This is a genomic window from Methylobacterium sp. D54C (assembly GCF_053345595.1).
Genome location: NZ_JBKFAK010000010.1, coordinates 56,897 through 82,145, shown reverse-complemented (window position 1 = coordinate 82,145; position 25,249 = coordinate 56,897). Strand labels below are relative to the sequence as shown.

Annotated in this window: 18 protein-coding genes; 9 read left to right on the top strand and 9 right to left on the bottom strand. The window is 71.4% G+C overall.

Annotated features, from left to right (window positions below; translation table 11 throughout):
- Positions 1-152: 152 nt before the first annotated feature.
- Positions 153-947 (top strand): SHOCT domain-containing protein, encoded by a 795-nt coding sequence (locus tag ACLBYB_RS19630; protein WP_447699736.1) that lies wholly within the window; start codon positions 153-155, stop codon positions 945-947.
- Positions 948-1,043: 96 nt separating this feature from the next.
- On the opposite strand, the gene ACLBYB_RS19625 is transcribed toward ACLBYB_RS19630, so the two are convergent.
- Entirely contained in the window at positions 1,044-2,069 is a 1,026-nt protein-coding gene (locus ACLBYB_RS19625) for a KpsF/GutQ family sugar-phosphate isomerase (protein ID WP_273560757.1), read from the bottom strand.
- 226 nt (positions 2,070-2,295) lie between these two features.
- Between ACLBYB_RS19625 and ACLBYB_RS19620 the strand changes: the two genes are divergently transcribed.
- Positions 2,296-3,729, top strand: a complete 1,434-nt coding sequence (locus ACLBYB_RS19620; RefSeq protein ID WP_091680973.1) for an FAD-linked oxidase C-terminal domain-containing protein — start codon at positions 2,296-2,298, stop codon at positions 3,727-3,729.
- Between the two features lie 132 nt (positions 3,730-3,861).
- On the opposite strand, the gene ACLBYB_RS19615 is transcribed toward ACLBYB_RS19620, so the two are convergent.
- The 4 genes from ACLBYB_RS19615 to ACLBYB_RS19600 all read right to left on the bottom strand — a co-directional run bounded on the left by ACLBYB_RS19615 (position 3,862) and on the right by ACLBYB_RS19600 (position 7,928).
- A complete protein-coding gene (locus tag ACLBYB_RS19615) occupies positions 3,862-4,401 on the bottom strand; it encodes a MucR family transcriptional regulator (protein WP_447682152.1) in 540 nt (179 codons plus the stop codon).
- Between the two features lie 391 nt (positions 4,402-4,792).
- Positions 4,793-6,013: an ABC transporter permease gene (locus tag ACLBYB_RS19610; protein WP_100252500.1), complete on the bottom strand. Its 1,221-nt coding sequence runs from the start codon at positions 6,011-6,013 to the stop codon at positions 4,793-4,795.
- Positions 6,014-6,110: 97 nt separating this feature from the next.
- Positions 6,111-6,605: a DUF4112 domain-containing protein gene (locus tag ACLBYB_RS19605; RefSeq protein ID WP_056533673.1), complete on the bottom strand. Its 495-nt coding sequence runs from the start codon at positions 6,603-6,605 to the stop codon at positions 6,111-6,113.
- Between the two features lie 153 nt (positions 6,606-6,758).
- Positions 6,759-7,928 carry an aminotransferase gene (locus tag ACLBYB_RS19600; protein ID WP_447699735.1) on the bottom strand — a complete coding sequence of 390 codons (1,170 nt, stop codon included), beginning with the start codon at positions 7,926-7,928 and terminating at the stop codon, positions 6,759-6,761.
- A 366-nt stretch (positions 7,929-8,294) separates the two neighbouring features.
- Here ACLBYB_RS19600 and ACLBYB_RS19595 point away from each other — a divergent pair, with 366 nt between their 5' ends.
- From ACLBYB_RS19595 to ACLBYB_RS19575, 5 genes are all read left to right on the top strand, one after another.
- Entirely contained in the window at positions 8,295-8,471 is a 177-nt protein-coding gene (locus tag ACLBYB_RS19595; RefSeq protein ID WP_020094024.1) for a hypothetical protein, read from the top strand.
- 298 nt (positions 8,472-8,769) lie between these two features.
- Positions 8,770-10,176, top strand: coding sequence for an MdtA/MuxA family multidrug efflux RND transporter periplasmic adaptor subunit (locus ACLBYB_RS19590; protein ID WP_447699734.1), 1,407 nt, complete (start codon positions 8,770-8,772; stop codon positions 10,174-10,176).
- Between the two features lie 64 nt (positions 10,177-10,240).
- On the top strand, positions 10,241-13,366 hold the full coding sequence (locus ACLBYB_RS19585) for an MdtB/MuxB family multidrug efflux RND transporter permease subunit (RefSeq protein ID WP_447699733.1): 3,126 nt from the start codon (positions 10,241-10,243) through the stop codon (positions 13,364-13,366).
- Positions 13,363-16,830, top strand: coding sequence for an efflux RND transporter permease subunit (locus ACLBYB_RS19580; RefSeq protein ID WP_020094027.1), 3,468 nt, complete (start codon positions 13,363-13,365; stop codon positions 16,828-16,830). The genes ACLBYB_RS19585 and ACLBYB_RS19580 overlap by 4 nt, the downstream gene beginning before the upstream one ends.
- Before the next feature lie 170 nt (positions 16,831-17,000).
- Positions 17,001-18,536: an efflux transporter outer membrane subunit gene (locus ACLBYB_RS19575; RefSeq protein WP_447699732.1), complete on the top strand. Its 1,536-nt coding sequence runs from the start codon at positions 17,001-17,003 to the stop codon at positions 18,534-18,536.
- Positions 18,537-18,568: 32 nt separating this feature from the next.
- On the opposite strand, the gene dmeF is transcribed toward ACLBYB_RS19575, so the two are convergent.
- Positions 18,569-19,561: a CDF family Co(II)/Ni(II) efflux transporter DmeF gene (gene dmeF / locus ACLBYB_RS19570; protein ID WP_447699731.1), complete on the bottom strand. Its 993-nt coding sequence runs from the start codon at positions 19,559-19,561 to the stop codon at positions 18,569-18,571.
- A 116-nt stretch (positions 19,562-19,677) separates the two neighbouring features.
- Between dmeF and zwf the strand changes: the two genes are divergently transcribed.
- Positions 19,678-21,204 carry a glucose-6-phosphate dehydrogenase gene (zwf, locus tag ACLBYB_RS19565; RefSeq protein ID WP_042672970.1) on the top strand — a complete coding sequence of 509 codons (1,527 nt, stop codon included), beginning with the start codon at positions 19,678-19,680 and terminating at the stop codon, positions 21,202-21,204.
- Between the two features lie 262 nt (positions 21,205-21,466).
- Here the strand turns inward: zwf and ACLBYB_RS19560 are convergent, their stop codons facing one another.
- The 3 genes from ACLBYB_RS19560 to ACLBYB_RS19550 form a co-directional block, all read right to left on the bottom strand.
- The gene (locus ACLBYB_RS19560; RefSeq protein ID WP_020094031.1) at positions 21,467-22,432 is read right to left on the bottom strand and encodes a homoserine kinase; all 966 of its coding nucleotides are present in this window, start codon (positions 22,430-22,432) and stop codon (positions 21,467-21,469) included.
- Positions 22,433-22,546: 114 nt separating this feature from the next.
- The gene (ispH, locus tag ACLBYB_RS19555; RefSeq protein WP_091926965.1) at positions 22,547-23,548 is read right to left on the bottom strand and encodes a 4-hydroxy-3-methylbut-2-enyl diphosphate reductase; all 1,002 of its coding nucleotides are present in this window, start codon (positions 23,546-23,548) and stop codon (positions 22,547-22,549) included.
- Between the two features lie 136 nt (positions 23,549-23,684).
- Positions 23,685-24,545 carry a C40 family peptidase gene (locus ACLBYB_RS19550; RefSeq protein ID WP_447699730.1) on the bottom strand — a complete coding sequence of 287 codons (861 nt, stop codon included), beginning with the start codon at positions 24,543-24,545 and terminating at the stop codon, positions 23,685-23,687.
- Positions 24,546-24,890: 345 nt separating this feature from the next.
- Between ACLBYB_RS19550 and ACLBYB_RS19545 the strand changes: the two genes are divergently transcribed.
- Complete coding sequence (locus tag ACLBYB_RS19545) at positions 24,891-25,223, top strand: hypothetical protein (RefSeq protein WP_447682144.1); 333 nt, start codon at positions 24,891-24,893, stop codon at positions 25,221-25,223.
- Positions 25,224-25,249: the final 26 nt, after the last annotated feature.

Genomic DNA, 25,249 nt, shown 5'->3' with positions numbered 1-25,249 from the left:
GGGCCGGAACCCGCTCGGACGACCGGGGATTGGCTCCGCATCGCGACGCCGTCGCAGGTCCGTGGGCGCAGGCCCACGGGCTCGACCCGGGCCGGCAGGGGGCCGCCGCCCCGCGCCTCCTGTCCGCCCTCCGACGCTTCGGGAGCTGGCTCATGGATCCGTCCGACACCGCCGCGTCCGACCCGTTCCGGGACGACGGGCCGTTCGACCCCGTCCCCGGGCTGCAGGCCGTCGCCGACCGCCACGGGGTCAGCCCGGACGCGGTGCGCCACCTGGTCCGGGCCCTCGAGCGCGGCCACGGCACGATGGCGCAGTTCGACCATCCCGATCTCGGCGGGATGGGGCAGTGGTTTTCCGGCGGGATGGTGATGGTCGGCCGGATGTTCGACGACGCGCTGAAGGCGCGGGTCGACGCGCTCTGCACCGAGCTGGCCGGGGCGCTCCCCGCGGGAGGCTTCTCAGAGGCCGCGCCCGCGGCGCGCCGCGGCGGCGGCGAATGGTGGCCGGCCGGCCTCGGAGATCCGGCCAGCACCGGCGCGCAGGACGGGCTGCGCTACGCCTATTTCCCGGACAGCCGGCGGCTCGCCGTCGACGCGGGGTCCGGGATCGCGCTCTACGACACCGGCGAGCACCGCATCACCGGCGTCTCCCAGGCGAACGGCAGCCTCGGCTTCACGGGACCGTCCGGGGCCGTCGCCCTCGACCGCCTGCGCCGGATCGAGGCGGAGATCGCGGCGCCGCGCCAAGCGGACCCGGCCGAGATCCCGCCGAAGGCCGCCCCCGCCGCTTCGCCGGCCGCTGCGGCTGCCCCTTCGGCGGCCCCGGACCGGTCGTCTCCGGACGCGATCCTCGCGACCATCGAGCGGCTGGCCGACCTGCACGCGCGCGGCGTGCTCACCGACGCGGAGTTCGCGACCAAGAAGACGGAGCTGCTGGCCCGACTGTGAGGGGCGCCCGGTCGCCGTACCCGCCGGCCCCGTCCCGAGGCGCGGAGGCCTCGCGGGATGCGGGCGCGGATCGGACCCTGCCGGGTCCGGACGGCCTCAGGCGATGCCGACGCGCAGCAGGTCGTGGACGTGCACGATGCCGACCGGCCGGCCGTCGGTGACGGCGAAGACCGCCGTGATCAGCCGGCGGTTCATCAGTTCCAGCGCGGCCTGAGCCAGCTTGTGGGGCTCCACGGTCACCGGGTCCCGAGTCATGACCGTCGAGACCGGCGTGTCGAGGAGGGCCGGACCCATGTGGCGGCGCAGGTCGCCGTCCGTGACGATGCCGACGAGGCGGCCAGCCGCGTCCGTGACGCCGACGCAACCGTAGCGCCGCGCCGCGATCTCGATCAGCACCTCGGACATGAGGGCGGTCTCGTGCACCAGCGGCATGTCCTGGGGCCCGTGCATCACCTGCTGCACGGTCCTGAGGCGGGCCGCGAGGGTGCCGCCCGGATGCAGGGTGTGGAAGCGCGCCGAGGTGAAGCCGCGCCGCTCCAGGAGCGCCACCGCCAGGGCGTCGCCCAGCGCCAGCTGGATCAGGCTGGAGGAGGTCGGCGCGAGGTCGTGCGGGCAGGATTCCCGCACGCGGGGCAGTTCCAGCAGCACGTCGGCGGCCTTGCCCAGGGTGCTCTCGCCGTTGCGGGTAATCGCCACCAGGGGGATCGAGAACCGGCGGCTGAAGCCGACGAGGTCGGACAGTTCCGCGGTCTCCCCCGACCACGACAGCGCGATGATGACGTCGTCCCGGGCGATCATCCCGAGGTCGCCGTGGCTCGCCTCGGTCGGGTGGACGAAGAAGGCGTGCGTGCCGGTGGAGGCCAGCGTCGCGGCGATCTTGCGCCCGACATGCCCACTCTTGCCGATGCCGCTGACGATGACGCGGCCCTTGCTCTGCAGGATGGTCTGCACCGCCTCCTCGAAGGCCGCGCCGAGCCGGCCCTGGAAGGCGGCGCTCGCCTCCTGCAGGGCCGCGATGCCCAGCTGGAGGCTGCGGATCCCGAGGTCGCGGGTGGTGGCGAGATGCGCCGACGGCGCGTCGTAGCGGTCGTCGCGCAGGGCGCTGGAGGCGGGAGCGTTCATCGTGTCCGTTCTTGACCCGTCGACCGGATCCGGCACCGGGGGCCGGAATCGGGGAGCGGCGCAGCGAGGCGTCTCCGGCGACGCTAGGCAGCCGTCGTGGTTGAAATGTGACGCGGGGACGACGCAGCGCCGCACGCCGGTTGAAGGCGCGGCCGCCGGGGTCCATGCTCCCGGCACGCCACCCCGCGCCGTCCCGCGCCGCGGGCCCCAGGAGGGCAAGAGCCCCATGACCATCCGCTTCCCCGACCCCGATCCCGCGATCCTCGCCCGCCGCGAGGCGATCCTGGCCGGCCTCGCGCCCCTGGTCGCGCCGGAGGCGCTGGTGGTCAGCGAGGACGAGCGCCGGGCCTTCGAGACCGACGGGCTCACCGCCTACCGGCAGATGCCGCTCGCCGTGGTGCTGCCCTCCACCACCGCGGAGGTCGCCGCCGTGATGGCCTACTGCCACGCCAACGGCGTGCGGGTCGTGCCCCGGGGCGCCGGCACGTCGCTCGCGGGCGGCGCCATCGCGCAGGCCGACGCGATCATCCTTGGCGTCGGCAAGATGACCCAGGTCCTCGACATGGACTTCGCCAACCGCACCGCCCGGGTGCAGAGCGGCATCACCAATCTGGCGATCTCCGGGGCGGTCAGCCACGAGGGCTTCTTCTACGCCCCCGACCCGTCGAGCCAGCTCGCCTGCACGATCGCCGGCAACATCGCGATGAATTCGGGCGGCGCGCACTGCCTGAAATACGGCGTGACCACCAACAACCTGCTCGGCGTTACCCTGGTGCTCAACGACGGCACCGTGGTGGAGATCGGCGGCCAGCACCTCGACAGCGGCGGCTACGACCTGCTCGGCCTCGTCTGCGGCTCGGAGGGGCAGCTCGGCATCGTCACCGAGGCGACCGTGCGGATCCTGCGCGCCGCCGAGGGCGCGCGCCCGGTGCTGGTCGGCTTCTCGAAGGTCGAGGATGCGGGCGACTGCGTCGCGGCGATCATCGCGGCCGGGATCATCCCGGTGGCGATCGAGTACATGGACCGCGAGGCGATCCTCATCACCGAGGACTTCGCCCAGGCCGGCTACCCGCGCGATGCCGAGGCGATGCTGATCATCGAGGTCGAGGGCTCGGACGCCGAGTGCGACGCGATGCTGGCGCGGATCGAGACGATCGCCAAGGATTTCCGCCCGACCAGCGTGCGCGTCTCGCGCTCGGAGGCGGAATCGGCCGCGATCTGGAAGGGCCGCAAGTCGGCCTTCGGGGCGACCGGCCGGATCTCCGACTACATCTGCATGGACGGGACGATCCCCACCGGCCAGCTCGGGCCGGTGCTGGAGCGGATCGGCGCCATCTGCGCCGAGAAGGGCCTGCGCGTCGCCAACGTGTTCCACGCGGGCGACGGCAACCTGCACCCCCTGATCCTGTTCGACATCAACACGCCCGGCGAATTGCAGAAGGCCGAGGCCGCGGGCGACGAGATCCTGAAGCTCTGCGTCGAGGTCGGCGGCTGCCTCACCGGCGAGCACGGGGTCGGCATCGAGAAGCGCGAGCTGATGCGCTTCCAGTACGACCAGGTCGATCTCGAGCAGCAGATGCGGGTCAAGGCGGTGTTCGATCCGGACTGGATGCTGAACCCCGCCAAGGTGTTCCCGCTGGACGGGCGCCTCGCGGCCTGAGCCGCGCCGCGCGAGGGGTCCGGCCGAGAGCTTGGCCGAGAGCCCGGCCAAGAGGTCTGGCGAACAAGCCCGGACCGGTGCGGGCGCGATCGTCTCCGATCGCCCGCCCCCGTCCGGGCCTCGCGGCCGCGCTCAGGCGGCCTCGACCTTGCGGCTCGCCCGGGTCTTGGTCGCGGCGGTCTTGCGGCGACCGGAGGCAGGGGCGGAGGCGGCAGCCTCCTCCTCGACGGGGGCGGCGGCCTTGTCGCCCGACGGGGACCGGCCCGGCTGGCCGAGGCCGAGGCTCTTGGCGAGGGCCGAGCGCTGCGCCGAGTAGTTCGCCGAGGTGGTCGGGTAATCGGCCGGCAGGCCGTAGCGCTCGCGGTAGGTCTGCGGATCGAGACCGTGCTTGGTCAGGTGACGCTTCAGCGTCTTGTACGACTTCCCGTCGATGAAGCTGACCAGCCCGTCGGGACGGATCGACTTGCGGATCTGGGCGGGCGTCGGCCGCTCGACGCTCTCGGTCGCCGGAGCGACGGGGCCGGCCCCGATCGTGTTCAGCGCCTCGTGGATGCTCGCGATCAGGGCCGGCAATTCGGCCGAGGGCAGCGAGTTGTTGGAAACGTAGGCCGCGACGACGTCCACGGTCCGCTCGATGAAATCCAATTGCGATGTCGGCGCAGCTTCTGACATTCTCTCGTTCCTCGGCACAAATGCCTGATGGGATCCCCACTTTTCGCGAGTTAAGTCAGCGTCCGAAAAATGCAAGCCGCGCCATACAATTATCTGTGATGAGACCGAAGTCTAACTCTGCATCACGCGGCGAGGCTTACAGGGTATGGTTGCATTGGCGGCACTTAAGGGACACTTCTGAGACGCTTTATCGGTGTCCGCCCGGCGAATTCTAGTCGCTTCCTCGAAGCGGGTTTTCGCAGCCGGCAGAGACCTTTACCCCCGGGTCAGGGGCCGGCTCTAGACGGTCGTATACGATTGCCGCCCGGTCGTGCGGGCACAATGCGCAATCTTCGTACAGTTGTGCGAGCGCGGGGCGAGGCCCTGCGTCATTTTTGCAACCCGCGCGGCCTCAGGCGAAAGTCTTGCGCGGATCGAAGGCGTCCCGCACGGCCTCGCCGGCGAAGACGAGCAGGCTCAACATCACGGCGATGACCAGGAAACCGGTCAATCCGAGCCACGGCGCGGTCAGATTGTCCTTGCCCTGAGCGAGAAGCTCTCCGAGGGACGGCGAGCCCGGCGGCAGGCCGAAGCCGAGGAAGTCGAGCGAGGTCAGGGTGGTGATCGAGCCGTTCAGGATGAACGGCAGGAAGGTCAGCGTCGCCACCATGGCGTTCGGCAGCAGGTGGACCGTCATGATCCGGATATTCGACAGCCCCAGCGCCCGGGCGGCCCGGACATACTCGAAGTTCCGCGCCCGCAGGAACTCGGCGCGCACCACGCTCACCAGCGCGACCCAGGAGAACAGCAGCATGATCCCGAGCAGGACGAAGAAGCCCGGGGCGATGAAGGCCGAGATGATGATGATCAGGTAGAGGGTCGGGATGCCGCCCCAGACCTCGATGAAGCGCTGGAAGGCGAGATCGACCCAGCCGCCGAAATAGCCCTGCACGGCCCCCGCGATGACCCCGATCACCGACGAGACCGCGGCCAGGATCAGACCGAACAGGACCGAGATGCGGAAGCCGTAGATCACCCGCGCCAGCACGTCCCGCGTGGTGTTGTCGGTGCCGAGCCAGTGCTGGGGAATGTCCGCGCAGGTCGAGCCGCCGAGCTTCTCGGCGACGGGCTTGCACTGCGCGTCCGTGAGCATCCAGGTCGGCGGCGACGGCGACGGCGTCGGCAGGTCCTCGTTGATCGTGTCGTACGCGTACGGGATCGGCGGCCACAGTGCCCAGCCGTTCGCCGCGATCTCCCGGCGGATCTCGGGGGAGCGGTAGTCGGTCGTGGCGAGGAAGCCGCCGAACTTCTCCTCCGGATAGTCGACCAGGACCGGGACCAGCCACTCGCCCTTGTAGGACATCACGATCGGGCGGTCGTTGGCGATGAACTCCGCGAACAGGCTGAGCACGAACAGGACCGTGAAGATCACGAACGACCCGTAGCCGAGCCGATTGCGGCGGAAATTGTCGAGACGGCGCCGGTTGAGCGGCGACAGCCGGGCGCGCCGGCCGGCGGCCCCGGGCAGGACCGGCGGCGGCGCGCCCTCGTCCGGCCGCAGGACCAGCGGCTGGGCACCGGGCATCGGCGCGGGCACGACCTCGCTGTCGCCGGGACGCGTGACCTCGTTCATCCGTGCTGCCTCCCGGGCCGCGTCGCGCGCGCGCCGGCCGCCCCGATATCCGGGCGGCCCCGCGACCGGTCGGCCGCGGGACGGAGGCCGGTAACGCTCAGCCGTCGAGCCGGGTCGCGGTGCCGTCGATCTCGGTGGGACGCAGGTTGCCGCTGCGCTCCAGCCAGCGGCGCAGCAGACGGACGTTGCGGCGATTGGCCTTGAAGGCGGCGTCGAACAGGTCGCCCGCCACCGGCACGGCGCCGATCAGCCCGTCGAAGGCCACGTTCAGGCCCATCCGGGCCACCAGCCAGCGCGGCGCCCCGAGGCGCTTCGCCTCGTAGACGATGAAGGACGAGATCACCATGCCGGCCAGGTCGCCGATCACCGGCACGAGGCCGATCAGCGCGTCGAACCCGACCCGCCGGTTGATGCCCGGGATGACGAAGGCGGTGTCCATCAGGTGGGCCAGCGTCTCCAGCCGGGCGAGGCTCGCCTCCCGGCCGAGATCCGCCGACAGGTAGGGGGGCCGGGGGCCGGCGCGGGTCTCGCCTCCGGGGAAGGTCTCGGCACGGGCGAAACGCCCGGCCTGGGCAGCCTGGGTGAAGTCCATGGTCGGGATCCGTCGGGAAGCCATCGTCCCCAACGATGTGGCCCCCCGCCCGGATCCCCGCAAGGACGGTGCCCGCTCGGCGCGCGCGGTCCGCCGTGATGCCCGCCGTGATGCCCGTCCTGCTGCCCGTCATGCCGTCCCTCGAGCCGACCCTCATGCCCCGGCCCCCGGGAGCCCGCGCATGCGGTCGAGCGCCGCATCCAGGGTCGCGTCGTCCTTTGCGAAGCAGAGCCGGACGAGGCCGCGCACGGAGGCGTCCGGGTAGAAGGCGCTCACGGGGATCGCCGCGACGCCGTGACGGGTGACCAGGGCCTCGCAGAAGGCCACGTCGTCGGCGTGGCCGCGGGCGGCGATGTCGATGTTGAGGAACCACGTGGCCCGGGCCGGCAGCACGGTGAAGCCGAGGCCGCGCAGGCCGTCTGCGAGCCGGTCGCGGGACCGGGCGTAGCCGGCCCGCATCGCCTCGAACCACGGGGCCGGCTTGCCCAGCCCGTAGGCCACCGCCTCTTGGAGGTTCGGGGGCGTGGTGAAGGTCAGGAACTGGTGCGCCTTGGCGAGCCCGCGCATCAGCCGGGCATCGGCCATCACGAAGCCGACCTTCCAGCCGGTGAGGGAGAAGATCTTGCCGGCCGAGCCGATCTTGACGGTCCGCTCCCGCATCCCGGGCAGCGCCATTAGCGGCCGGTGGCGCGCGCCGTCGAACACCACGTGCTCCCAGACCTCGTCGCAGAGGGCGGTCACGTCGAAGCGCTGGCAGTAGCGGGCGAGCAGGTCGAGGTCCTCGGGCGCGAACAGGGTGGCGCTCGGGTTGAGGGGGTTGTTCAGCACCACGACCCGGGTCCGCGCCCCGAAAGCCTCCGCGAGCGCGGCCTCGTCGAGGCGGAAGTCCGGGGGCCGGAGCGCCACGATCCGCGGCACGCCGCCCGCCCGCCGGACCAGGGGCAGGTAGGCGTCGTACATGGGCGCGAACAGCACGACCTCGTCGCCGGGCTCGATCAGCGCCAGGAGCGCGCCGGCCAGGGCCTCGGTCGCCCCGGAGGTGACCATCACCTCGGTCTCCGGGTCGAGGACGAGGCCCTGGTGCTGCGCGTAATGGGCGGCGACCGCCTCGCGCAGGGCCGGCAGGCCCATCATCGGCGGGTACTGGTTCCAGCCGTCCAGGAGCGCCCGCGCGCCCCGCTCGCGGACATCCGCCGGCCCGGCATCGTCCGGGAATCCCTGGCCGAGATTGATCGCACCGTGGACCCGCGCGAGACGCGACATGGTCTCGAACACGGTCGTGGGCAGCACGTCGAAGACGGGGTTGATGACGGCGGACCTCATGCGGCGCGGCACACGGTACGGCACGCGGCGCCGGGCATCGAGAGAGTCGGCATGGCGGGTCTCGGCATCGCCGGCCTGTAACATGGCCGTCGCGCGTTGCGGAATGTGCGCGGTCGCACAGACCCGGTCTCCGGCGCGCCGAGGCCTACTGACGAATGTTGACATTCATCACCCGTCTCTTAGGTTTGGATCACGGCCGGAGCGGCGCACACGCCGACGGAGCTTCGCCCCCTCGCTCCGTCAGCGGGGCGCCGCTCCGGTCCCCAGAAGGGCCATCGACTTGCGGGTCGGTGGCCCTTTCGGCATGTCCGGACGCGGCCGCACCCGCTCACGCCCCGCTCGCTGGGTCGGCCACCGGATACGACGATGCGGCCCTCCTCACGCGCGTTCCTCGGCTGCCTGGTGCTGGCGCTGCTGATCGGCGGCCTCGGACTCGGCCTGCGCCGCGCCGTGGCCGTTACCCCGGTCGATCCCGCGTTCCGGGCGGTGCTGCGCGCTTATGCGGTACCGGACGCGTCCGGCGGGCCCCAGCAACACGAGTGAAACGTCGCCGCCCTAGTGACGGCGCATTGGCCGGGCACCGGTGGAGGGCGCCGCGAGGTGCGCGAGCGGCGCGGCCGCGGGTGTCCATGACGCCGCGGTAAGGAGCCGTTCGGGGCCCGGACAGCTTTATGGGCTTACGCTCCCGTACACGGGATCGGAGCCGTCGGGTCCCGCGGGACCGGGCGGCTTCAGGACGGGCTTCCGGGACGCGGCGTTCCGGGGGCGGCATGGGGGCTTGGACAGCGAGGGATAGGGTGCCGCCGGTCGCACAGACGACCGTCCTGTGCTCTAGTCAGGCATGAACGAGAGTTCACCGATCCGGACCGACACGGCCCGCGCCTACCAGCCCGGCGAGGCGCCCGCGCGCGAGGTCCGGACGCGGCGCTTCCGCCCGATCCGCTGGCTCGTGATCCTGGTGCTGCTCGCCGGCGCCGGGGCGATCGGCCACCGCTGGTACGAGGCCCGCACCGGCAAGGGCGCCGAGCCCGCGACGGCGCATCACACCGGCGGCCACGGCGGCCGGCGCGGCGGGGCCGACATGCCGCAGGCGGTGGGCATCGCCAGCGCCACGACCGGCGACATGCCGGTGGTGCTGCAGGGCCTCGGTACCGTGACGCCGCTCGCCACCGTGACGGTGAAGTCGCAGATCAGCGGCTACCTCACGCAGGTGCAGTTCCGGGAGGGCCAGAACGTGAAGGCGGGCGACGAGCTCGCCCGGATCGATTCCCGCCCCTACGAGGCGCTGCTCGCGCAGTACCAGGGCCAGCTCGCCCGCGACCAGGCGCTGCTCCAGAACTCGAAGCTCGACCTGCAGCGCTACCAGACGCTGAACCGGCAGGACTCGATCTCGAAGCAGAACGTCGACACGCAGGCCGCCCTGGTGAAGCAGAACGAGGGCACGGTCGCGGCCGACCAGGCGCTCGTCGACCAGCAGAAGCTCAACATCGCCTACACGCACATCGTCTCGCCGGTGGACGGCCGCGTCGGCCTGCGCCAAGTCGACCAGGGCAACTACATCTCGGCCGCCTCCACGGCGATCGTGGTGGTGACCCAGCTCCACCCGATCTCGGTGGTGTTCACCCTTCCGGAGGACGACGTGTCGCGGGTGATGCGGCAGGTGCGGGCGGGCACGAAGCTCACCGTGCGGGCCTACGACCGCGGCGACGCCCACGAGATCGCCACCGGCCGCCTCGACACGGTCGACAACCAGATCGACACGACCACCGGCACGGTGAAGCTGCGCGCGCTGTTCGACAATTCCGACGAGGAGCTGTTCCCGAACCAGTTCGTCAACGCCAAGCTGACCGTCGACACGGTGCGGGGCGCGACGCTCGTGCCGAATTCCAGCCTGCTCCAGGGCACGCCCGGCACCTACGTCTACCTGATGGACGGGGACAGCAAGGTTACGGTCCGGCCGATCAAGACCGGCGAGACTGACGGGACCCACACGGTAGTGGTCTCCGGGCTGAACCCGGGCGACCGCGTCGTCACGGACGGCACCGACCGGCTGAAGGACGGCGCGCCGGTGCGCATCACCGAGGGCGCGCCGGCGGCCGCGGGCGACGGCAAGGCCGCGGCGGCGAAGCAGGACGGCAAAGCTGACGGCAAGGGGGAGGTGAAGCCCGGCGCGCCCGCCGACGCGGCGGCGGATTCCCAAGGGACAGCGGAGGGCGGTCGTCGGCACCGGCGCCGTCAGGCGCAGTGAGGACGGCTCTGGCGCGACGCTCCCTCTCCCCCCTCCGCGGGGGAAGGGATAACGGGAGCGCGTCATGAACCCGTCCCGCCTGTTCATCCTGCGGCCGGTGGCCACGACGCTGCTGATGCTGGCGATCCTGATCGTCGGCGGCGTGTCGTACCTGAACCTGCCGGTCTCGGCGCTGCCGGCGGTCGATTACCCGACGATCCAGGTCCAGACCTTCTATCCCGGCGCCAGCCCCGAGGTGATGACCTCCTCGGTGACGGCGCCGCTGGAGCGGCAGTTCGGCCAGCTCGCCAACCTCAACCAGATGACCTCGCAATCCTCCGCGGGCGCCTCGGTCATCACCCTGCAGTTCAGCCTGGACCTGCCGCTGGACATCGCCGAGCAGCAGGTCCAGGCGGCGATCAACGCCGCCGGCAACCTCCTGCCCTCCGACCTGCCGGCGCCGCCGATCTACGCCAAGGTCAACCCGGCCGACGCGCCGGTCCTGACGCTGGCGCTCACCTCCAAGACCCTGCCGCTCACCCAGGTGCGCGACCTCGCCGAGTCGCGCCTCGCGCAGAAGATCAGCCAGGTGGCGGGCGTCGGCCTCGTGAGCATCTCGGGCGGCCAGCGCCCGGCCGTGCGGGTGCGGTTCAACGCGCGGGCGCTCGCCGCCTACGGGCTCAACATCGACGACCTGCGCACCACCATCACCAACCTCAACGTCAACACGCCGAAGGGCACGATCGACGGGCCGAAGCAGTCCTACGCGATCAACGCCAACGACCAGATCCGCGACCCGAAGGCCTACGACGCGGCGATCATCGCCTACCGCAACGGCGCCCCGGTGATGCTCTCGGAGGTCGCCGACGTGGTCGAGGGGCCGGAGAACACCAAGCTCGGCGCCTGGGCGGACGCGACGCCGGCGGTGATTCTGAACATCCAGCGCCAGCCCGGCGCCAACGTCATCGCGACCGTCGACAAGATCAAGTCGCTGCTGCCGCAGCTCCAGGCGAGCCTGCCGGCCGCCGTCGCGGTTGCGCCGCTCACCGACCGGACCACCACGATCCGCGCCTCCGTGGAGGACGTGCAGTTCGAGCTCGGCCTCGCCATCGCGCTGGTCGTCTTGGTGATCTTCCTGTTCCTGCGCAGCCTGTCGGCGACCCTGATCCCGAGCCTGTCGGTGCCGCTGTCGCTGGTCGGCGCCCTGTCGGTCATGGACTTGTACGGCTTCTCCCTCGACAACCTGTCGCTGATGGCGCTCACCATCGCCACCGGCTTCGTGGTCGACGACGCCATCGTGGTGATCGAGAACATCGCCCGGCACGTGGAGGCGGGCGACTCGCCCCTGGAGGCGGCGCTCAAGGGCTCCCGCGAGATCGGCTTCACCATCATCTCGCTGACCGTCTCGCTGATCGCCGTGCTGATCCCGCTCCTGTTCATGGGCGACGTGGTCGGGCGGCTGTTCCACGAATTCGCCATCACGCTGGCGGCCACGATCATTATCTCGGCGGTGGTCTCGCTGACGCTGGTGCCGATGCTGTGCGCGCGGCTCCTGAAGCACGTCCCGGAAGCCGGTCACCGCCGCCGCGAGGGCGTCCTCTCACGCCTGGGCCGGCGCGCCGTCGACGGCACGATCGAGTCCTACGGCCGCTCCCTGCGGGTCGTCCTGAACCACCAGGGCCTGACGCTGCTGGTGGCGCTCGGCACGCTCGGGCTCACAATCTACCTGTTCGCGGTGATCCCGAAGGGCTTCTTCCCCGTGCAGGACACGGGCGTCATCCAGGGCATCACCCAGGCCGACCAGTCGGTCTCCTACGCCGCCATGGCCGAGCGCCAGCAGCGGATGGCCGAGATCGTCCTCAAGGACCCGGACGTGGCGAGCCTGTCGTCGTTCATCGGGGTCGACGGCCAGAACGTCACGCTCAATTCCGGCCGGATGCTGATCAACCTGAAGCCCCGGGACGCGCGCACCGCGACGGCCAGCGCGATCATCCGGCGGATCTCGGCGGCGGCGGCCAACCAGCCCGGCATGCGGCTCTACATGCAGCCGGTCCAGGACCTGACCATCGACACGGCGGTCTCGGCGACCCAGTACCAGGTGATCCTCGAGAGCCCGAACATCGACGATTTCGAGACCTGGGTGCCGCGCTTCACCGAGGCGCTGGCGAAGTCGCCCGTGGTCACCGACGTGGCGAGCGACCACCAGGGCCAGGGGCTCGCCGCCTACGTGACCATCGACCGGCCCACCGCCGGCCGCTACGGCATCACCCCGGCGACGATCGACAACGCCCTCTACGACGCCTTCGGCCAGCGGATCATCTCGACGATCTTCACCCAGTCCAACCAGTACCGGGTGATCCTGGAGGCCGACCCGAAGCTGCACACGACGCTCCGCAGCCTCGACGCGATCTACCTGCCCTCCTCCACGGCGACCAACGGACAGGTGCCGCTCTCGGCGGTCGCGCGGATCAGCGAGCGACGGGCACCGCTGCTGATCTCCCATCTCGGCCAGTTCCCGGCCACCACCGTGTCGTTCAACCTCGCCCCCGGCGCGGCGCTGGGGCAGGCGGTCGAGGCGATCGACACGGTGAAGGCCGAGATCGGCCTGCCGCCCTCGTTCCGGGTGGTGCCGCAGGGCTCGGTCTTCGCCTTCCAGTCGGCGCTCGGCAACGAGCTGTTCCTGGTCCTAGCGGCGATCGTGACCGTCTACATCGTGCTGGGCGTGCTCTACGAGAGCTTCATCCACCCGATCACGATCCTGTCGACCCTGCCATCGGCGGGGATCGGGGCGCTGCTCGGCCTGATGCTGTTCGGCCTGTCGCTCGACATCATCGCGGTGATCGGCATCGTGCTGCTGATCGGCATCGTGAAGAAGAACGCCATCATGATGATCGACTTCGCGCTCCAGGCGGAGCGCGAGGACGGGCTCGAGCCCCGCGAGGCGATCTTCCAGGCCTGCCTGCTGCGCTTCCGGCCGATCCTGATGACGACGCTGGCGGCGCTCTTCGCGGCGGTGCCGCTGATCCTCGGCACCGGCGTCGGCTCCGAGCTGCGCCAGCCGCTCGGCATCTGCATCGCGGGCGGCCTGATCGTCAGCCAGGTGCTGACGCTGTTCACCACGCCGGTGATCTACCTGGCCTTCGACCGGCTGGAGCGGCGGATCTCGGGGCGGCGGGGGCCGGATCTCGCGCCCGGCGAGGCGCTGCCGTGAACATCTCCGAGCCGTTCATCCGGCGGCCGGTGGCGACCACGCTGCTCACGATCGGCGTGCTGCTCGCCGGGCTGTTCGCCTTCCTGAAGCTGCCGGTGGCGCCGCTGCCGCAGATCGACTTCCCGGTGATCCTCGTCCAGGCCCAGATGGCCGGCGCCTCGCCCGACACCATGGCCACCACCGTGGCGGCGCCCCTGGAGCGGCGGCTCGGCGCCATCGCGGACGTCAACGAGATGACGTCCACGAACTCCCTCGGCTCGACCCGGATCGTGCTGCTGTTCGGCCTCAACCGCGACATCGACGGCGCGGCCCGCGACGTCCAGGCCGCCATCAACGCGGCGCGCGCCGACCTGCCCGCGTCGCTCCGGCAGAACCCGACCTACCGGAAGTTCAACCCCGCCGACACGCCGATCATCATCCTCGGCATGACCTCGGAGACGCTGACCCGCGGCCAGGTCTACGATTCCGCCGCCACCGTAGTGCAGCAGAAGCTGTCGCAGCTGCCGGGCGTCGGCAACGTCGATATCGGCGGCTCGTCCCTGCCGGCGGTGCGGGTCGAGCTCGATCCCACGGCCCTGTTCAACTACGGCATCGGGCTCGAGGGCATCCGGGCCGCGCTCGCCTCCGCGAACGCGAACTCGCCCAAGGGCGAGATCGACGCGGGCGACCGCCGCTACCAGCTCTACGCCAACGACCAGGGCCGCAAGGCCGCCGATTACCGCGACATCATCGTGGCCTACCGCAACGGCGCCGCGGTGAAGCTCACCGATGTCGGGCAGGTGCTCGACGGGGTCGAGGACAAGCGCAACCTCGGCATCGTCAACGGCAAGCCGGGCGTGCTGCTGTTCGTCTACAAGCAGCCTGGCGCCAACGTGGTCGAGACCATCAACGCCGTGAAGGAGGCGCTGCCGCAGATCACCGCCTCCCTGCCCGGCGGCATCGACATCAAGCTCACCGGCGATCGCAGCGCCACGATCCGCGCCTCCCTCGCGGCCACCGAGGAGACGCTGCTGGTGGCGGTCGGCCTCGTCATCCTGGTGGTGTACGGCTTCCTGCGCTCCTGGCGGGCCACGCTGATCCCGGCGGTCGCCGTGCCGATCTCGATCGTCGGCACCTTCTCAGCGATGTATCTGCTCGGCTACTCGCTCAACATCCTGTCGCTGACCGCGCTGATCATCGGCACCGGCTTCGTGGTCGACGACGCCATCGTGGTGCTGGAGAACGTCCAGCGGCACATCGAGGAGGGCAAGCCCCGGCTCCAGGCGGCGCTGATCGGCGCGCGGGAGGTCGGGTTCACGGTGATCTCGATGAGCCTGTCACTCATCGCGGTGTTCCTGCCGATCCTGCTGATGGGCGGCCTCGTCGGCCGCATCTTCCAGGAATTTTCGGTGACCCTGTCGCTGTCGATCCTGATTTCCTTGGTGCTCTCGCTCACGACCACGCCGATGATGTGTGCCCGGCTGCTCCGGGCCGAAGGGCATGGTCCCAATGGCGAACCGCCGGCCGGCCGCCGGCCGAACCTGCTGATCCGGATTTTGGAGGGCGGCTTCGCCCGGCTGCTCGGGGCCTACGCGCGGACGCTAGAGGTGGCGCTCGCCCATCCGCGCCTCGTCCTGCTGAGCCTGCTCGCCACGGTCGGGCTCAACGTCTACCTCTACATCATCGTCCCGAAGGGCTTCTTCCCCGAGCAGGATACCGGGCAGATGATGGGCGGCATCCAGGCCGACCAGCGCATCTCGTTCCAGTCGATGGAGAAGAAGCTCACGCAGGCGACCGCGATCGTCGGGGCGGATCCGGCGGTCGAGAGCGTCGTCGGCTTCACGGGCGGCCGCGGCACCAACTCGGCCAACGTCTTCGTCGGCCTGAAGCCGCTCAACGAGCGGGCGCCGATCTCGGCCGTGATGGCGCGGCTGCGGCCGAAGCTCGCGCAGGTCGCGGGCGCGCGCCTCTACGTCTTCCCCCGCCAGGACCTGCAGATGGGCGGCCGCCAGAGCTTCGCCCAGTACCAGTACACCCTCCAGGGCGACACGGCCGAGGAGCTGTTCGCCGCCGCCCCGAAGCTGGTGGCGGCCCTGCAGAAGGACCCGACCTTCGCGGACGTGACCTCGGACCAGCAGGAGGGCGGGCTGGAGAGCCGGGTCGTGATCGACCGGGCGACCGCGTTCCGCTACGGCATCACGCCGAACAAGATCGACAACACCCTCTACGACGCCTTCGGCCAGCGCCAGGTCTCGACGATCTACAACCCGCTGAACCAGTACCACGTCGTGATGGAGATCGCGCCGCGCTACCTGGAGACGCCGGAGACGCTCAAGCAGATCTACGTCTCGACCTCGGGCGGCAACGCGCCGGGCTCGGCCACCACCAACGCGGTCGCCGGCACGGTGGCGGCGGGTGGGACCGTCAACACCAACGCGGCGACCGGCACCAGCAGCCCGGGCAGCGGGTCGTCGGCGAGCGCCGCGACCGGCGTCGCCACGGGCTCCGGCGCCGTCGGCGGCTCGGGCACCGCGGGCGCCGTCGCGGCGGCGGCCGCCGCCGCTTCCGCCAGCACGGCCGACACTGCCTCGAACGCCGCCGCCATCGCGTCCGACTCGGCCCGCAACGCCTCCGCCAACGCCATCGCGGCGAGCAAGGGCGGCGCCTCGTCGAGCGCGCCGGTCTCGGCCGCCAAGGAGACGATGGTGCCGCTCTCGGCCTTCGCGCGGATCGAGCCCGGCAGTGCCCCCGTGCAGGTGAGCCACCAGGGCCTGTTCGTGGCGACCACGATCTCGTTCAACCTCGCCCCGGGCAAGAGCCTGTCGGACGCCACGGACGCCATCGACCGGGCCATGGCCTCCCTGCAGCTGCCCGCCACGATCCACGGCGAGTATGCCGGCGCGGCCAAGAACTACGTCGCCTCCGCGTCGCGGCAGCCGCTGCTGATCCTGGCGGCGATCCTGGCGGTCTACGCGGTGCTGGGGATCCTCTACGAGAGCTTCGTGCACCCGCTGACGATCCTCTCGACCCTGCCCTCGGCCGGCGTCGGCGCGGTGCTGGCCCTGCTGGTGACGGGCACCGACTTCACCATCATCGCGCTGATCGCGGTGTTCCTGCTCATCGGCATCGTGAAGAAGAACGCGATCATGATGATCGACGTGGCGATCGACGCGGAGCGGACCCGGGCCGCGAATCCCGTGGACGCGATCCGCGAGGCCTGTCTCCTGCGCTTCCGGCCGATCATGATGACGACGCTGGCCGCCATGCTCGGCGCCGTGCCGCTGATCCTGGCCAACGGCGAGGGCGCGGAGCTGCGCCGCCCGCTGGGCATCGCCATCGTCGGCGGGCTGATTGTGAGCCAGATCCTGACCCTCTACACCACCCCCGTCGTCTACCTCACCCTCGATCGCCTCCGGCACAGGGTGCTCAACCGGCGCAGGCGCGGCGGGCGGAGCGGAGAAGCGGCGCTGCCGGCCGGAGAGTGATGGTTAAGGTTTCACGTGAAACAGCGGCGGCCGCGATCGCGCGCGGGGGTTCCTCCAACCCACCTCCTCATCCTGAGGTGCTGCACAGCAGCCTCGAAGGAGGGCTCCAGCCAGGCGCGCGCTTCCTGGAGGGCTCCTTCGAGGCCTCCGCTACGCTCCGGCACCTCAGGATGAGGTTCAGGGTGGAAGGTGCGCTTTTTACCCATCAACGGCTCCGCACCCTCGCATCCCTGCTCCTCGCCGCCCCGCTCCTCGCCGGCTGCGTGGTCGGCCCGGACTACACCCGACCCTCCGTGGAGACGCCGCTGGCCTACAAGCAGGGCGGTGTCCGGGAGGACAGCCCGGCCTACGTCGCGGCGCGGAAGAAGGGCTGGCGCGAGGCCCGGCCGAGCGACGCGGTCGAGCGCGGCGACTGGTGGCGGGTGTTCAAGGACCCGACCCTCGACCGGCTGATCCGCCTCGTCGACGTCGACAACCAGTCCCTCCGGCAGGCGGTGGCGAATTACCGGCAGGCGCGGGCGCTCGTCGCCTCCGCGCAGGCGGCCCTGTACCCGACGGTGATCGGCGCGCCGAGCATCACCCGGACCGGCAGCGGCACCACCACGCGCACCAACGTGGCGCTGCTGGGCCAGGCGAGCTGGGAGCTCGACCTGTTCGGCGGCACGCGCCGCACCATCGAGAGCGAGGCGGCCCTGGCGCAGTCCGACGCCGCCACGATCGCGCTGACCCGCCTGAGCATCCAGGCGGAGATCGCGGCCGACTACCTGACGGTGCGCTACGCCGATTCCCTCGAGAAGGTGCTCGATGAGAACGTCGAGAACTTCAAGAGGACCCTGGCGATCACCGAGAACCAGTACGCCGCCGGGGTCGCGGCGCGCTCCGACGTGATCACCGCGCAGACCCAGGTCCAGACCATCCAGGCCCAGGCCATCGCGGTGCGCCTGACCCGGGTGCAGTTCGTCAACGCTATCGCCACCCTGATCGGGCGCCCGCCCTCCGAGGTGTCGATCCCGGTATCCGGCATCGGGCGCAGCCCGCCGGGCGTGCCGGTGGGCATCCCCGGCGACCTGCTGGAGCGGCGGCCCGACGTCGCCCAGGCCGAGCGCCTCGTCCAGGCGCAGAGCGAGCGCATCGGCGTGGCGGTGGCGGCCTTCTTCCCGACCGTGACGATCTCGGCCCAGGGCGGCATCTCGGGGGCGACCCGCAACGGCCTGCTCTCGGCGGCCAACCAGGTCTGGTCGGTGGCGGCCTCCGGCAGCGAGGTGCTGTTCGACGGCGGCGCCCGCACCGCGGCACTGCGCTCGGCCGAGGCCGGCTACGACGCGGCGGTGGCCAATTACCGGCAGGTGGTGCTGGCCGCCTTCGCGGAGGTCGAGAACCAGATGGCGGCTTTGCGCATCCTCGGCCAGCAGCAGGGGGCGCAGGACACCGCCGTGGACCTGTCGCGCAGGGCCGTGGAGATCACCCTCAACGAATACCGGGCCGGCACCCAGAACTTTACAACGGTGGTGACCGCGCAGAACCTGCTCGTGAACAACGAGGTCAACGCCCTTCAGGTGCGACTGAACCGCTTCACTGCGGCGGTCACGCTGATCCGGGCGCTCGGCGGCGGCTGGGACGTGCGCGCCCTGCCGAGCGATTCCGAGCTGAAGGGCCCGAGCCTGCCGATCGACCGGGGCGGCCAGGCGGTCCGCCCCGACGAGTAGCGGCCGCCGGGCCGAGCGCCCGCGCGGGACCTTCAGGCCGCCGCCGCGTGCCCCCCGCAGAGCTGGACCTCGACGGTGACGTGGCTCAGGCCCTTCACCCCGGCGAGGCGCGCCTTGTAGTGGGCGGGCGGTTGCGGATCGTCGCTGACGAGGGCGATCACGGCGGCCCGGTGGCCCGGCCCGATCTGCCAGAGATGCAGGTCGCTGACCCGGTCGCCGCCGATCTCCAGGCGCTCCCGGATCTCCCGGGTGGCCGCCGGCGAGGGCCGTGCGTCGAGGAGCACGAGGGCGGCCGTCCGCAGCAGGCTCCACGACCACGCCAGGATCACGGCGGTGCCGACGAGGCCCATGGCCGGGTCGAGCCAGGCGAGGCCGAGATAGCGCCCGCCGAGCAGCGCCACGATGGCCAGGACCGACGTCAGCGTGTCGGCCAGGACGTGGACGTAGGCGGCCCGGAAGTTCGTGTCGTGGCCGCCGTGGCCGCCATGCGCGTGGCCCGCGTGCGCGTGACCTCCGTGCGCGTGGCCTCCGTGATGGTGAGCGTGGTCGTCGTGGCCGTGGTCGTCGTGGTCGTCGTGCAGCAGCCAGACGCTCGCGAGGTTCACGGCGAGCCCCAGCACGGCGATCGGGATCGCCTGACCGAAGCCGATCGCCACCGGGTGCAGCAGCCGGTCGAGGCTCTCGGCGCCGATCAGCAGGGCGATCAGGCCGAGCAGCAGCGCGCTGGCGAAGGCCGCGAGGTCGCCGAACTTGCCGGTGCCGAAGCTGAAGCGGGGGTCGTCCGCGTGGCGCCGGGCGAAGTGGTAGGCGAGCGCCGCGACGCCCAGGGCCGCCGCGTGGGTCGACATGTGCCAGCCGTCGGCGACCAGCGCCATCGAGCCGAGCCACGTGCCGCCGGCGACCTCCGCCACCATCGTGACGGCCGTGAGCGCGACCACCGCCCAGGTCCGGCGGGCGTGCCGATCGTGCCGGTCGCCCAGGAAGACGTGGCTGTGGGCCCAGGGCTCGAGGGAATGGGTATGCATGCGGGGTTCCTTGATCCTAACCTCGGCGCAGCATAGCCCAGCGGGAACCGGAACGGGCCTCGCCGCGGCGGGTTGTCAGGCCGGTTTGGTGCAGTGCAGCCACACGGGAGTCAGGGATGGCCGAGCCGACGACAGCCCTCAAGGACACGGCAGCCTGCGGCACGCAGCCGGCGCCGCCCTGCACGCTGGTGATCTTCGGGGCTGGCGGCGACCTCACCAAGCGCCTGCTGATGCCCTCGCTCTACAACCTCGCCGGCGCCGGCCTGCTGTCCGAGGGCTTCTCGATCCTCGGCATCGATCACAATGACGGGACGGACGAATCGCTCCGCGAGAATCTCACCCAGACCCTGGAGGCGTTCAGCAAGGACCCGACCTCGGAGTTCCACGCCGACCATATCGACCCGAAGAGCTGGGGCTTCATCCGGGACCGGCTCCACTACCTCAAGGGCGATTTCGAGAAGCCCGAGACCTTCGCGGCCGTGAAGCAGCGGGTCACCGGCAGCGCGGTGTTCTACTGCGCGGTGGCGGCGCGCTTCTTCGGGACGATCGTGGACGGGCTCGGCCAGGCCGGCCTGCTCAAGCAGGAGGGCGACACCTTCCGGCGCGTGGTCATCGAGAAGCCGTTCGGCTCCGATCTCGCCTCGGCCCGGGAGCTGAACGCCCGCATCCTCCGCCAGGGCGACGAGAGCCAGTTCTACCGGATCGACCACTTCCTGGGTAAGGAGACCGTGCAGTCGATCATGGCGTTCCGCTTCGCCAACGGCCTGCTGGAGCCGGTCTGGCGGCGGGAATACATCGACAGCATCCAGATCACGGCGGCCGAGACCGTGGGCGTCGAGGAGCGGGGCGGCTTCTACGAGCCGACCGGGGCGCTGCGCGACATGGTGCCGAACCACATGTTCCAGCTGCTCTGCATGGTCGCCATGGAGCCACCGAACTCCTTCGACGCGGAGGCCGTGCGCACCGAGAAGGCCAAGCTCGCCGAGGCCGTGAAGCCGATCCCGCCCGAGGACGCGGTGCGCGGCCAGTACACGGCCGGCACCTCGGAGGGGCGCGACGTGCCCGCCTACCGGGACGAGCCGCACGTGGCGAAGGACTCGGTCACCGAGACCTACATCGCGTTGAAGCTCAACATCGAGAACTGGCGCTGGGCCGGGGTGCCGTTCTACGTCCGCACCGGCAAGCGCATGACCGGGCGGCGCACCGAGATCGCCGTGCTGTTCAAGCCGGCGCCGTTCAAGATGTTCGAGGACACGCCCACGGCCGACCTCGCGCCCACCGTGATGCGGATCCAGATCGATCCCGATCACGGGGTGAGCACCGAGTTCAACGTCAAGGTGCCGGGGCCGCAGATGAAGATCGGCCGGGTGCGCTCCGGCTTCCGCTACAAGGACTTCTTCGCCGACCGGCCGAATGTCGGCTACGAGACGCTGCTCTACGATTGCATGACCGGCGACGCGACGCTGTTCCAGCGCGCCGACAACATCGAGGCCGGCTGGGCCGCGGTCGATCCCCTGCTCAAGGGCTGGCCGCAGGCGGAGGTGAACTTCTACCCCGCGGGCAGCGCCGGCCCGACGGAGGCCGACGCGCTGCTCGCCCGCGACGGCCGCCACTGGCTGGGTCTGGACGGCGAGACCGACTGAGCGGCCCGACGATTCGTTCGAACGCGAGGGTCGGCGGTTGCGCGCCTCCCCTTCCCGAAGCGGTGCGGCCGCCTGCCGCCCCCTGCGCCCCAGCCGTCAGTGCGCGTGCAGCGAAGCGATCCAGGGCAGCGCCACGGCGACGAGCGTCGCGCCACCTTGGGCCACGGCGCTGCGCTCGCGGTGACGGGGTTCGGCCCTGTCAAACCGGTCGCGGCGGATGGATCGACCCGGTTGTCCAGCCGGTCGCCGGCTCATCCGCGTCTCAGCCCGCCCGGCCGTAATCGCGCGCGTCCCGCGCCTGGCGGTGGAAGGTGAGCCGGCGATCGAATTCTCGCGGGTCCTTCGGCTTCACCAGGGCGCCCGGGGGCACGTTCAGCCAGTCGACCAGCCGGGTGAGCATGAAGCGGAGCGCGGCGCCCCGGCACAGGATCGGCAGGGCCGCGACCTCGGCGGCCTCCAGGGGCCGCACGGCCTCGTAGCCGGCGATCAGCGCGGCGGCCATGTCGCGGTGGAAGGTGCCGTCGGGGTCGAAGCACCACGCGTTCAGGCAGACCGCGAGGTCGTACGCGAAGGCGTCCGTACAGGCGAAGTAGAAGTCGATCAGGCCCGACAGCGCGTCGCCGATGAAGAAGACGTTGTCGGTGAACAGGTCCGCGTGGATCACGCCGCCCGGCAGGTCCCGGGGCCAGTGCGCCTCCAAGACGGCGAGGTCCGACCGGGTGCGCGCCGCGAGGCCGGGCTCGACCGAATCGGCCTGGGCCTCGGCCTGCGCGAAGAGCGGGCGCCACGCGGACACCGAGAGATTGTTGTCCCGCACCATCGGGAAGTCCCGGCCGGCGGCGTGCAGCTCCGCGAGGGCCCGGCCGAGTTCCCGGCAATGCTCGACGCCCGGCGCCTTGACCGAGACCCCCTCCAGGAAGCTCACGATGGCGGCGGGCCGGCCGCAGAGCTGGCCGAGGGCCTGGCCAGCCCGGTCGCGCACGGGCTGCGGGCAGGCGAGGCCGCGGGCCGAGAGGTGCTCCATCAGCCCGATGAAGAACGGCAGGTCCTGTTCCCGGACGCGCTTCTCGTAGAGCGTCAGGATGTAGGCGCCCTCGGTCGTGTGCAGGAAGAAGTTCGAGTTCTCGACGCCCTCCGCGATGCCCTTGAAGGAGAGCAGGCTGCCGATCGCGTAGGCGGACAGGAACTCGGCGAGCGCCGCGTCGGATACCTCGGTGTAGACGGCCACGTGTCTGCGCTCTGATGTCGGAAGTTCGATACGGCAAGGGGCGCCGAAGCGCCCCCGCATAAAGCCCGCCGCGCGCCCCGAGCCCGGGGCGTCGGCGCTGTCGGACCGGACCGCCTACTCGGCGGCCTCGCTGCGCAGCTCCCGCGGCAGCGGGAAGACCATGTCCTCGATCACGGTCGAGACCGTGTCGACCATCACGTCGTAGCGGGCCGCGAAGGCGTCGATGATCTCCTCGACCAGGACCTCGGGGGCCGAGGCGCCGGCCGTGAGGCCGAGCTTGCGGATGCCCTCGAAGGCCGGCCAGTCGATCTCCTCGGCGCGGAGCACGAGGCGGGTGATCGGGCAGCCGACGCGCTCGGCGACCTCGCGCAGGCGCTGCGAGTTCGACGAGTTCGACGAGCCGACCACGATCAGGGCGTCGACCAGCGGCGCCACCTGCTTCACCGCCTCCTGGCGGTTGGTGGTGGCGTAGCAGATGTCGTCCTTGTGCGGCCCGGTGATGTTCGGGAACTTCTTCTTCAGGGCGTCGACGATGTGCCGGGTGTCGTCGACCGACAGGGTCGTCTGGGTGACCCAGGCGAGGTTGTCGGGATTGTCCGGTGTCAGGGCGGCGATCTGCTCGAGATCCTCCACGAGGGTGATCGAGCCCTTGGGCAGCTGGCCCATCGTGCCCACCACCTCGGGATGGCCGGAATGGCCGACGAGCAGCACGTGGCGGCCGCGCTTGTGGTGGATCTCGGCCTCGCGGTGGACCTTGGTCACCAGCGGGCAGGTGGCGTCGATCGTCGTCAGCCCGCGCGAATCAGCGTTGGCCGGCACGGTCTTGGCCACGCCGTGGGCGGAGAAGATCACCGGGGCGCCGCCGTCCGGCACCTCGTCGAGCTCGCGGACGAACACCGCGCCCTTCCGCTTCAGGCTCTCCACGACGTACTTGTTGTGCACGATCTCGTGGCGGACGTAGACGGGCGGCCCGTAGATGGCGAGCGCCCGCTCCACGACGTCGATGGCCCGCACCACGCCGGCGCAGAAGCCGCGCGGGGCGCAGAGCAGGATCTCCAGCGGCGGCTTGCCGGCGGTGCCCGGGACGGGCTCGGGGGTCGCGATATCGGCGGTCATGCGGGGGATGTGGCGAGGGCGGGGCTGTCCTGTCAACAGGACTGGCCCAGGAACCGGGCGGGAAGAGGGAAGCGGAACCCCTCCGTGGCCCCTCTGTAGCACGATTGCCGCGGGAATGGGACCCGCGCCGGCTCCCTCAGAGCCGCCGGATCCCCGTCACGGCGCCGAAGCTGTGCGCCGCGATGCGGGCGACCGCCCCGGCGAGCGGCTCCGCGGCGACCGCCATGTGGTGGCCGTTGGCGTGGATCAGCGTCTCGGGATCGACCATCAGCCCGACATGGCCGCGCCAGAAGACGAAGTCGCCCCGGCGCAGACCCGCGAGCTCCGGGCGCGCGGGGTCGAACGTCAGCGCCTGCCCGAGGGCCCGCTCCTGCATGTCGGCGTCGCGCGGGCAGGGCAGCCCCGCCGCGTCGAGGCAGAGCTGCACGAGGCCGGAGCAGTCGAGCCCGAGGCTGGTGCGGCCGCCCCAGAGATAGGGGGTCCCGGCGAGCCGCGCGGCCGTCGCGGCGTAGTCCGGCTCGCGCGCGTCGACGGGCGCGCAGTGGCGGGCGAACACGTAGCCGCCCGGCGTCTCCAGGTAGGCGCCCGCCTCCCCCGTCGCGGCGAGGCGTGCGCCGAGGCTGAGATGGCCGAGGACCGGCCGCTTCAGGTCCGGCTCGGGATACAGGAAGGTGCGCAGGGCCGTGACGCGGTGCGTCGGCTCCGGATCGGCCGGACCGAGGCTGTCGGCCGGCAGGTAGCCGACGTAGCCGTCGCGGGCGAGCTGCACGAAGGCGAAGCCGTCCGCCGTGTCGTAGAGATCGACCGCGTCGCCGAGCAGCGCCTCGGTGTCGAGCCCCGCATCGGCGGCGGGCGCGCGGCGCAGCGGCGCCGACGGCGATGTCACCCGCCGCGGCGTGCCGGCAACGTAGCGCGCCGCCGCGACGCGGTCCCGCAGGCGGAGATCGGCGACGTGCGGCCGAGCCGGGGTCAGCCGGGGATCGAGGCTCTCGGTCATGCGCGGACCCTACCATGCCGGGCTGAAGCGCAGGTAAGCGCGGGCTCGCCGGACTGCGCCACTATGACGCATCGGGGCGCGTTTCTGAAGCTGGGCAGACGGCACTGGCCCGCGGGACGCCCGAAACTCCGGCAGATCGGGCACCGGATGCCCGAAGCGGCCCGAGCCTGCCCAAGCGCGCGGCAGCCGGCCTCACAGCCGCGCCACTGCGCGTCAGCTCCGCGTCTCCCCCGCGCTATCCGCCGGCGAGACATGTGCGGGAGGCGCCCATCACACGTTTTTGATGCACTGCACAACCTGCCCGGAAGGCGCTATGTCTGGTGCATGAAGACCGCGAGTCGCCCCGTGAAGAAGACGCAGAAGAGCTTCGCCGACCTGCCACCGATCCGCGTCCGCCGCGAGCCGCCCACCGTGAGCGAGGCGGTCGCCGCCGCGCAGGACCTCGCGGACGACGTGGAGCAGCAGGTCGAGATCGCCGCCGGCCTGATGGGCCTGCCGGCCGACGAGGTCCGCCCCCACGTCCTGGCGGCCAAGAAGGCCAGGCCGGAGCGCACCCCCGAGCGGATCCTGACCCAGGCGAGCCCGAGCCGCGCCCCGCGCACCGTGGTGGTGGAGCGCCGCACGCGCCCGACCGTGGTGATCGAGCGCCGCAGCCGGCCCCTCGACCCGCGGCGCTGACGGCCCGGGTCACCGCCGGAGGGCGG

Coding starts and splice junctions, on each gene's coding strand:
- ACLBYB_RS19595 (WP_020094024.1), top strand. CDS start 8,295: ATGCGGCCCTCCTCACGCGCGTTCCTCGGCTGCCTGGTGCTGGCGCTG.
- ACLBYB_RS19590 (WP_447699734.1), top strand. CDS start 8,770: ATGAACGAGAGTTCACCGATCCGGACCGACACGGCCCGCGCCTACCAG.
- ACLBYB_RS19550 (WP_447699730.1), bottom strand. CDS start 24,545: ATGACCGAGAGCCTCGATCCCCGGCTGACCCCGGCTCGGCCGCACGTC.
- ACLBYB_RS19610 (WP_100252500.1), bottom strand. CDS start 6,013: ATGAACGAGGTCACGCGTCCCGGCGACAGCGAGGTCGTGCCCGCGCCG.
- ACLBYB_RS19575 (WP_447699732.1), top strand. CDS start 17,001: ATGAGGTTCAGGGTGGAAGGTGCGCTTTTTACCCATCAACGGCTCCGC.
- ACLBYB_RS19585 (WP_447699733.1), top strand. CDS start 10,241: ATGAACCCGTCCCGCCTGTTCATCCTGCGGCCGGTGGCCACGACGCTG.
- dmeF (WP_447699731.1), bottom strand. CDS start 19,561: ATGCATACCCATTCCCTCGAGCCCTGGGCCCACAGCCACGTCTTCCTG.
- ACLBYB_RS19630 (WP_447699736.1), top strand. CDS start 153: ATGGATCCGTCCGACACCGCCGCGTCCGACCCGTTCCGGGACGACGGG.
- ACLBYB_RS19625 (WP_273560757.1), bottom strand. CDS start 2,069: ATGAACGCTCCCGCCTCCAGCGCCCTGCGCGACGACCGCTACGACGCG.
- ACLBYB_RS19605 (WP_056533673.1), bottom strand. CDS start 6,605: ATGGACTTCACCCAGGCTGCCCAGGCCGGGCGTTTCGCCCGTGCCGAG.
- ACLBYB_RS19615 (WP_447682152.1), bottom strand. CDS start 4,401: ATGTCAGAAGCTGCGCCGACATCGCAATTGGATTTCATCGAGCGGACC.
- ACLBYB_RS19620 (WP_091680973.1), top strand. CDS start 2,296: ATGACCATCCGCTTCCCCGACCCCGATCCCGCGATCCTCGCCCGCCGC.
- ACLBYB_RS19600 (WP_447699735.1), bottom strand. CDS start 7,928: ATGAGGTCCGCCGTCATCAACCCCGTCTTCGACGTGCTGCCCACGACC.
- zwf (WP_042672970.1), top strand. CDS start 19,678: ATGGCCGAGCCGACGACAGCCCTCAAGGACACGGCAGCCTGCGGCACG.
- ispH (WP_091926965.1), bottom strand. CDS start 23,548: ATGACCGCCGATATCGCGACCCCCGAGCCCGTCCCGGGCACCGCCGGC.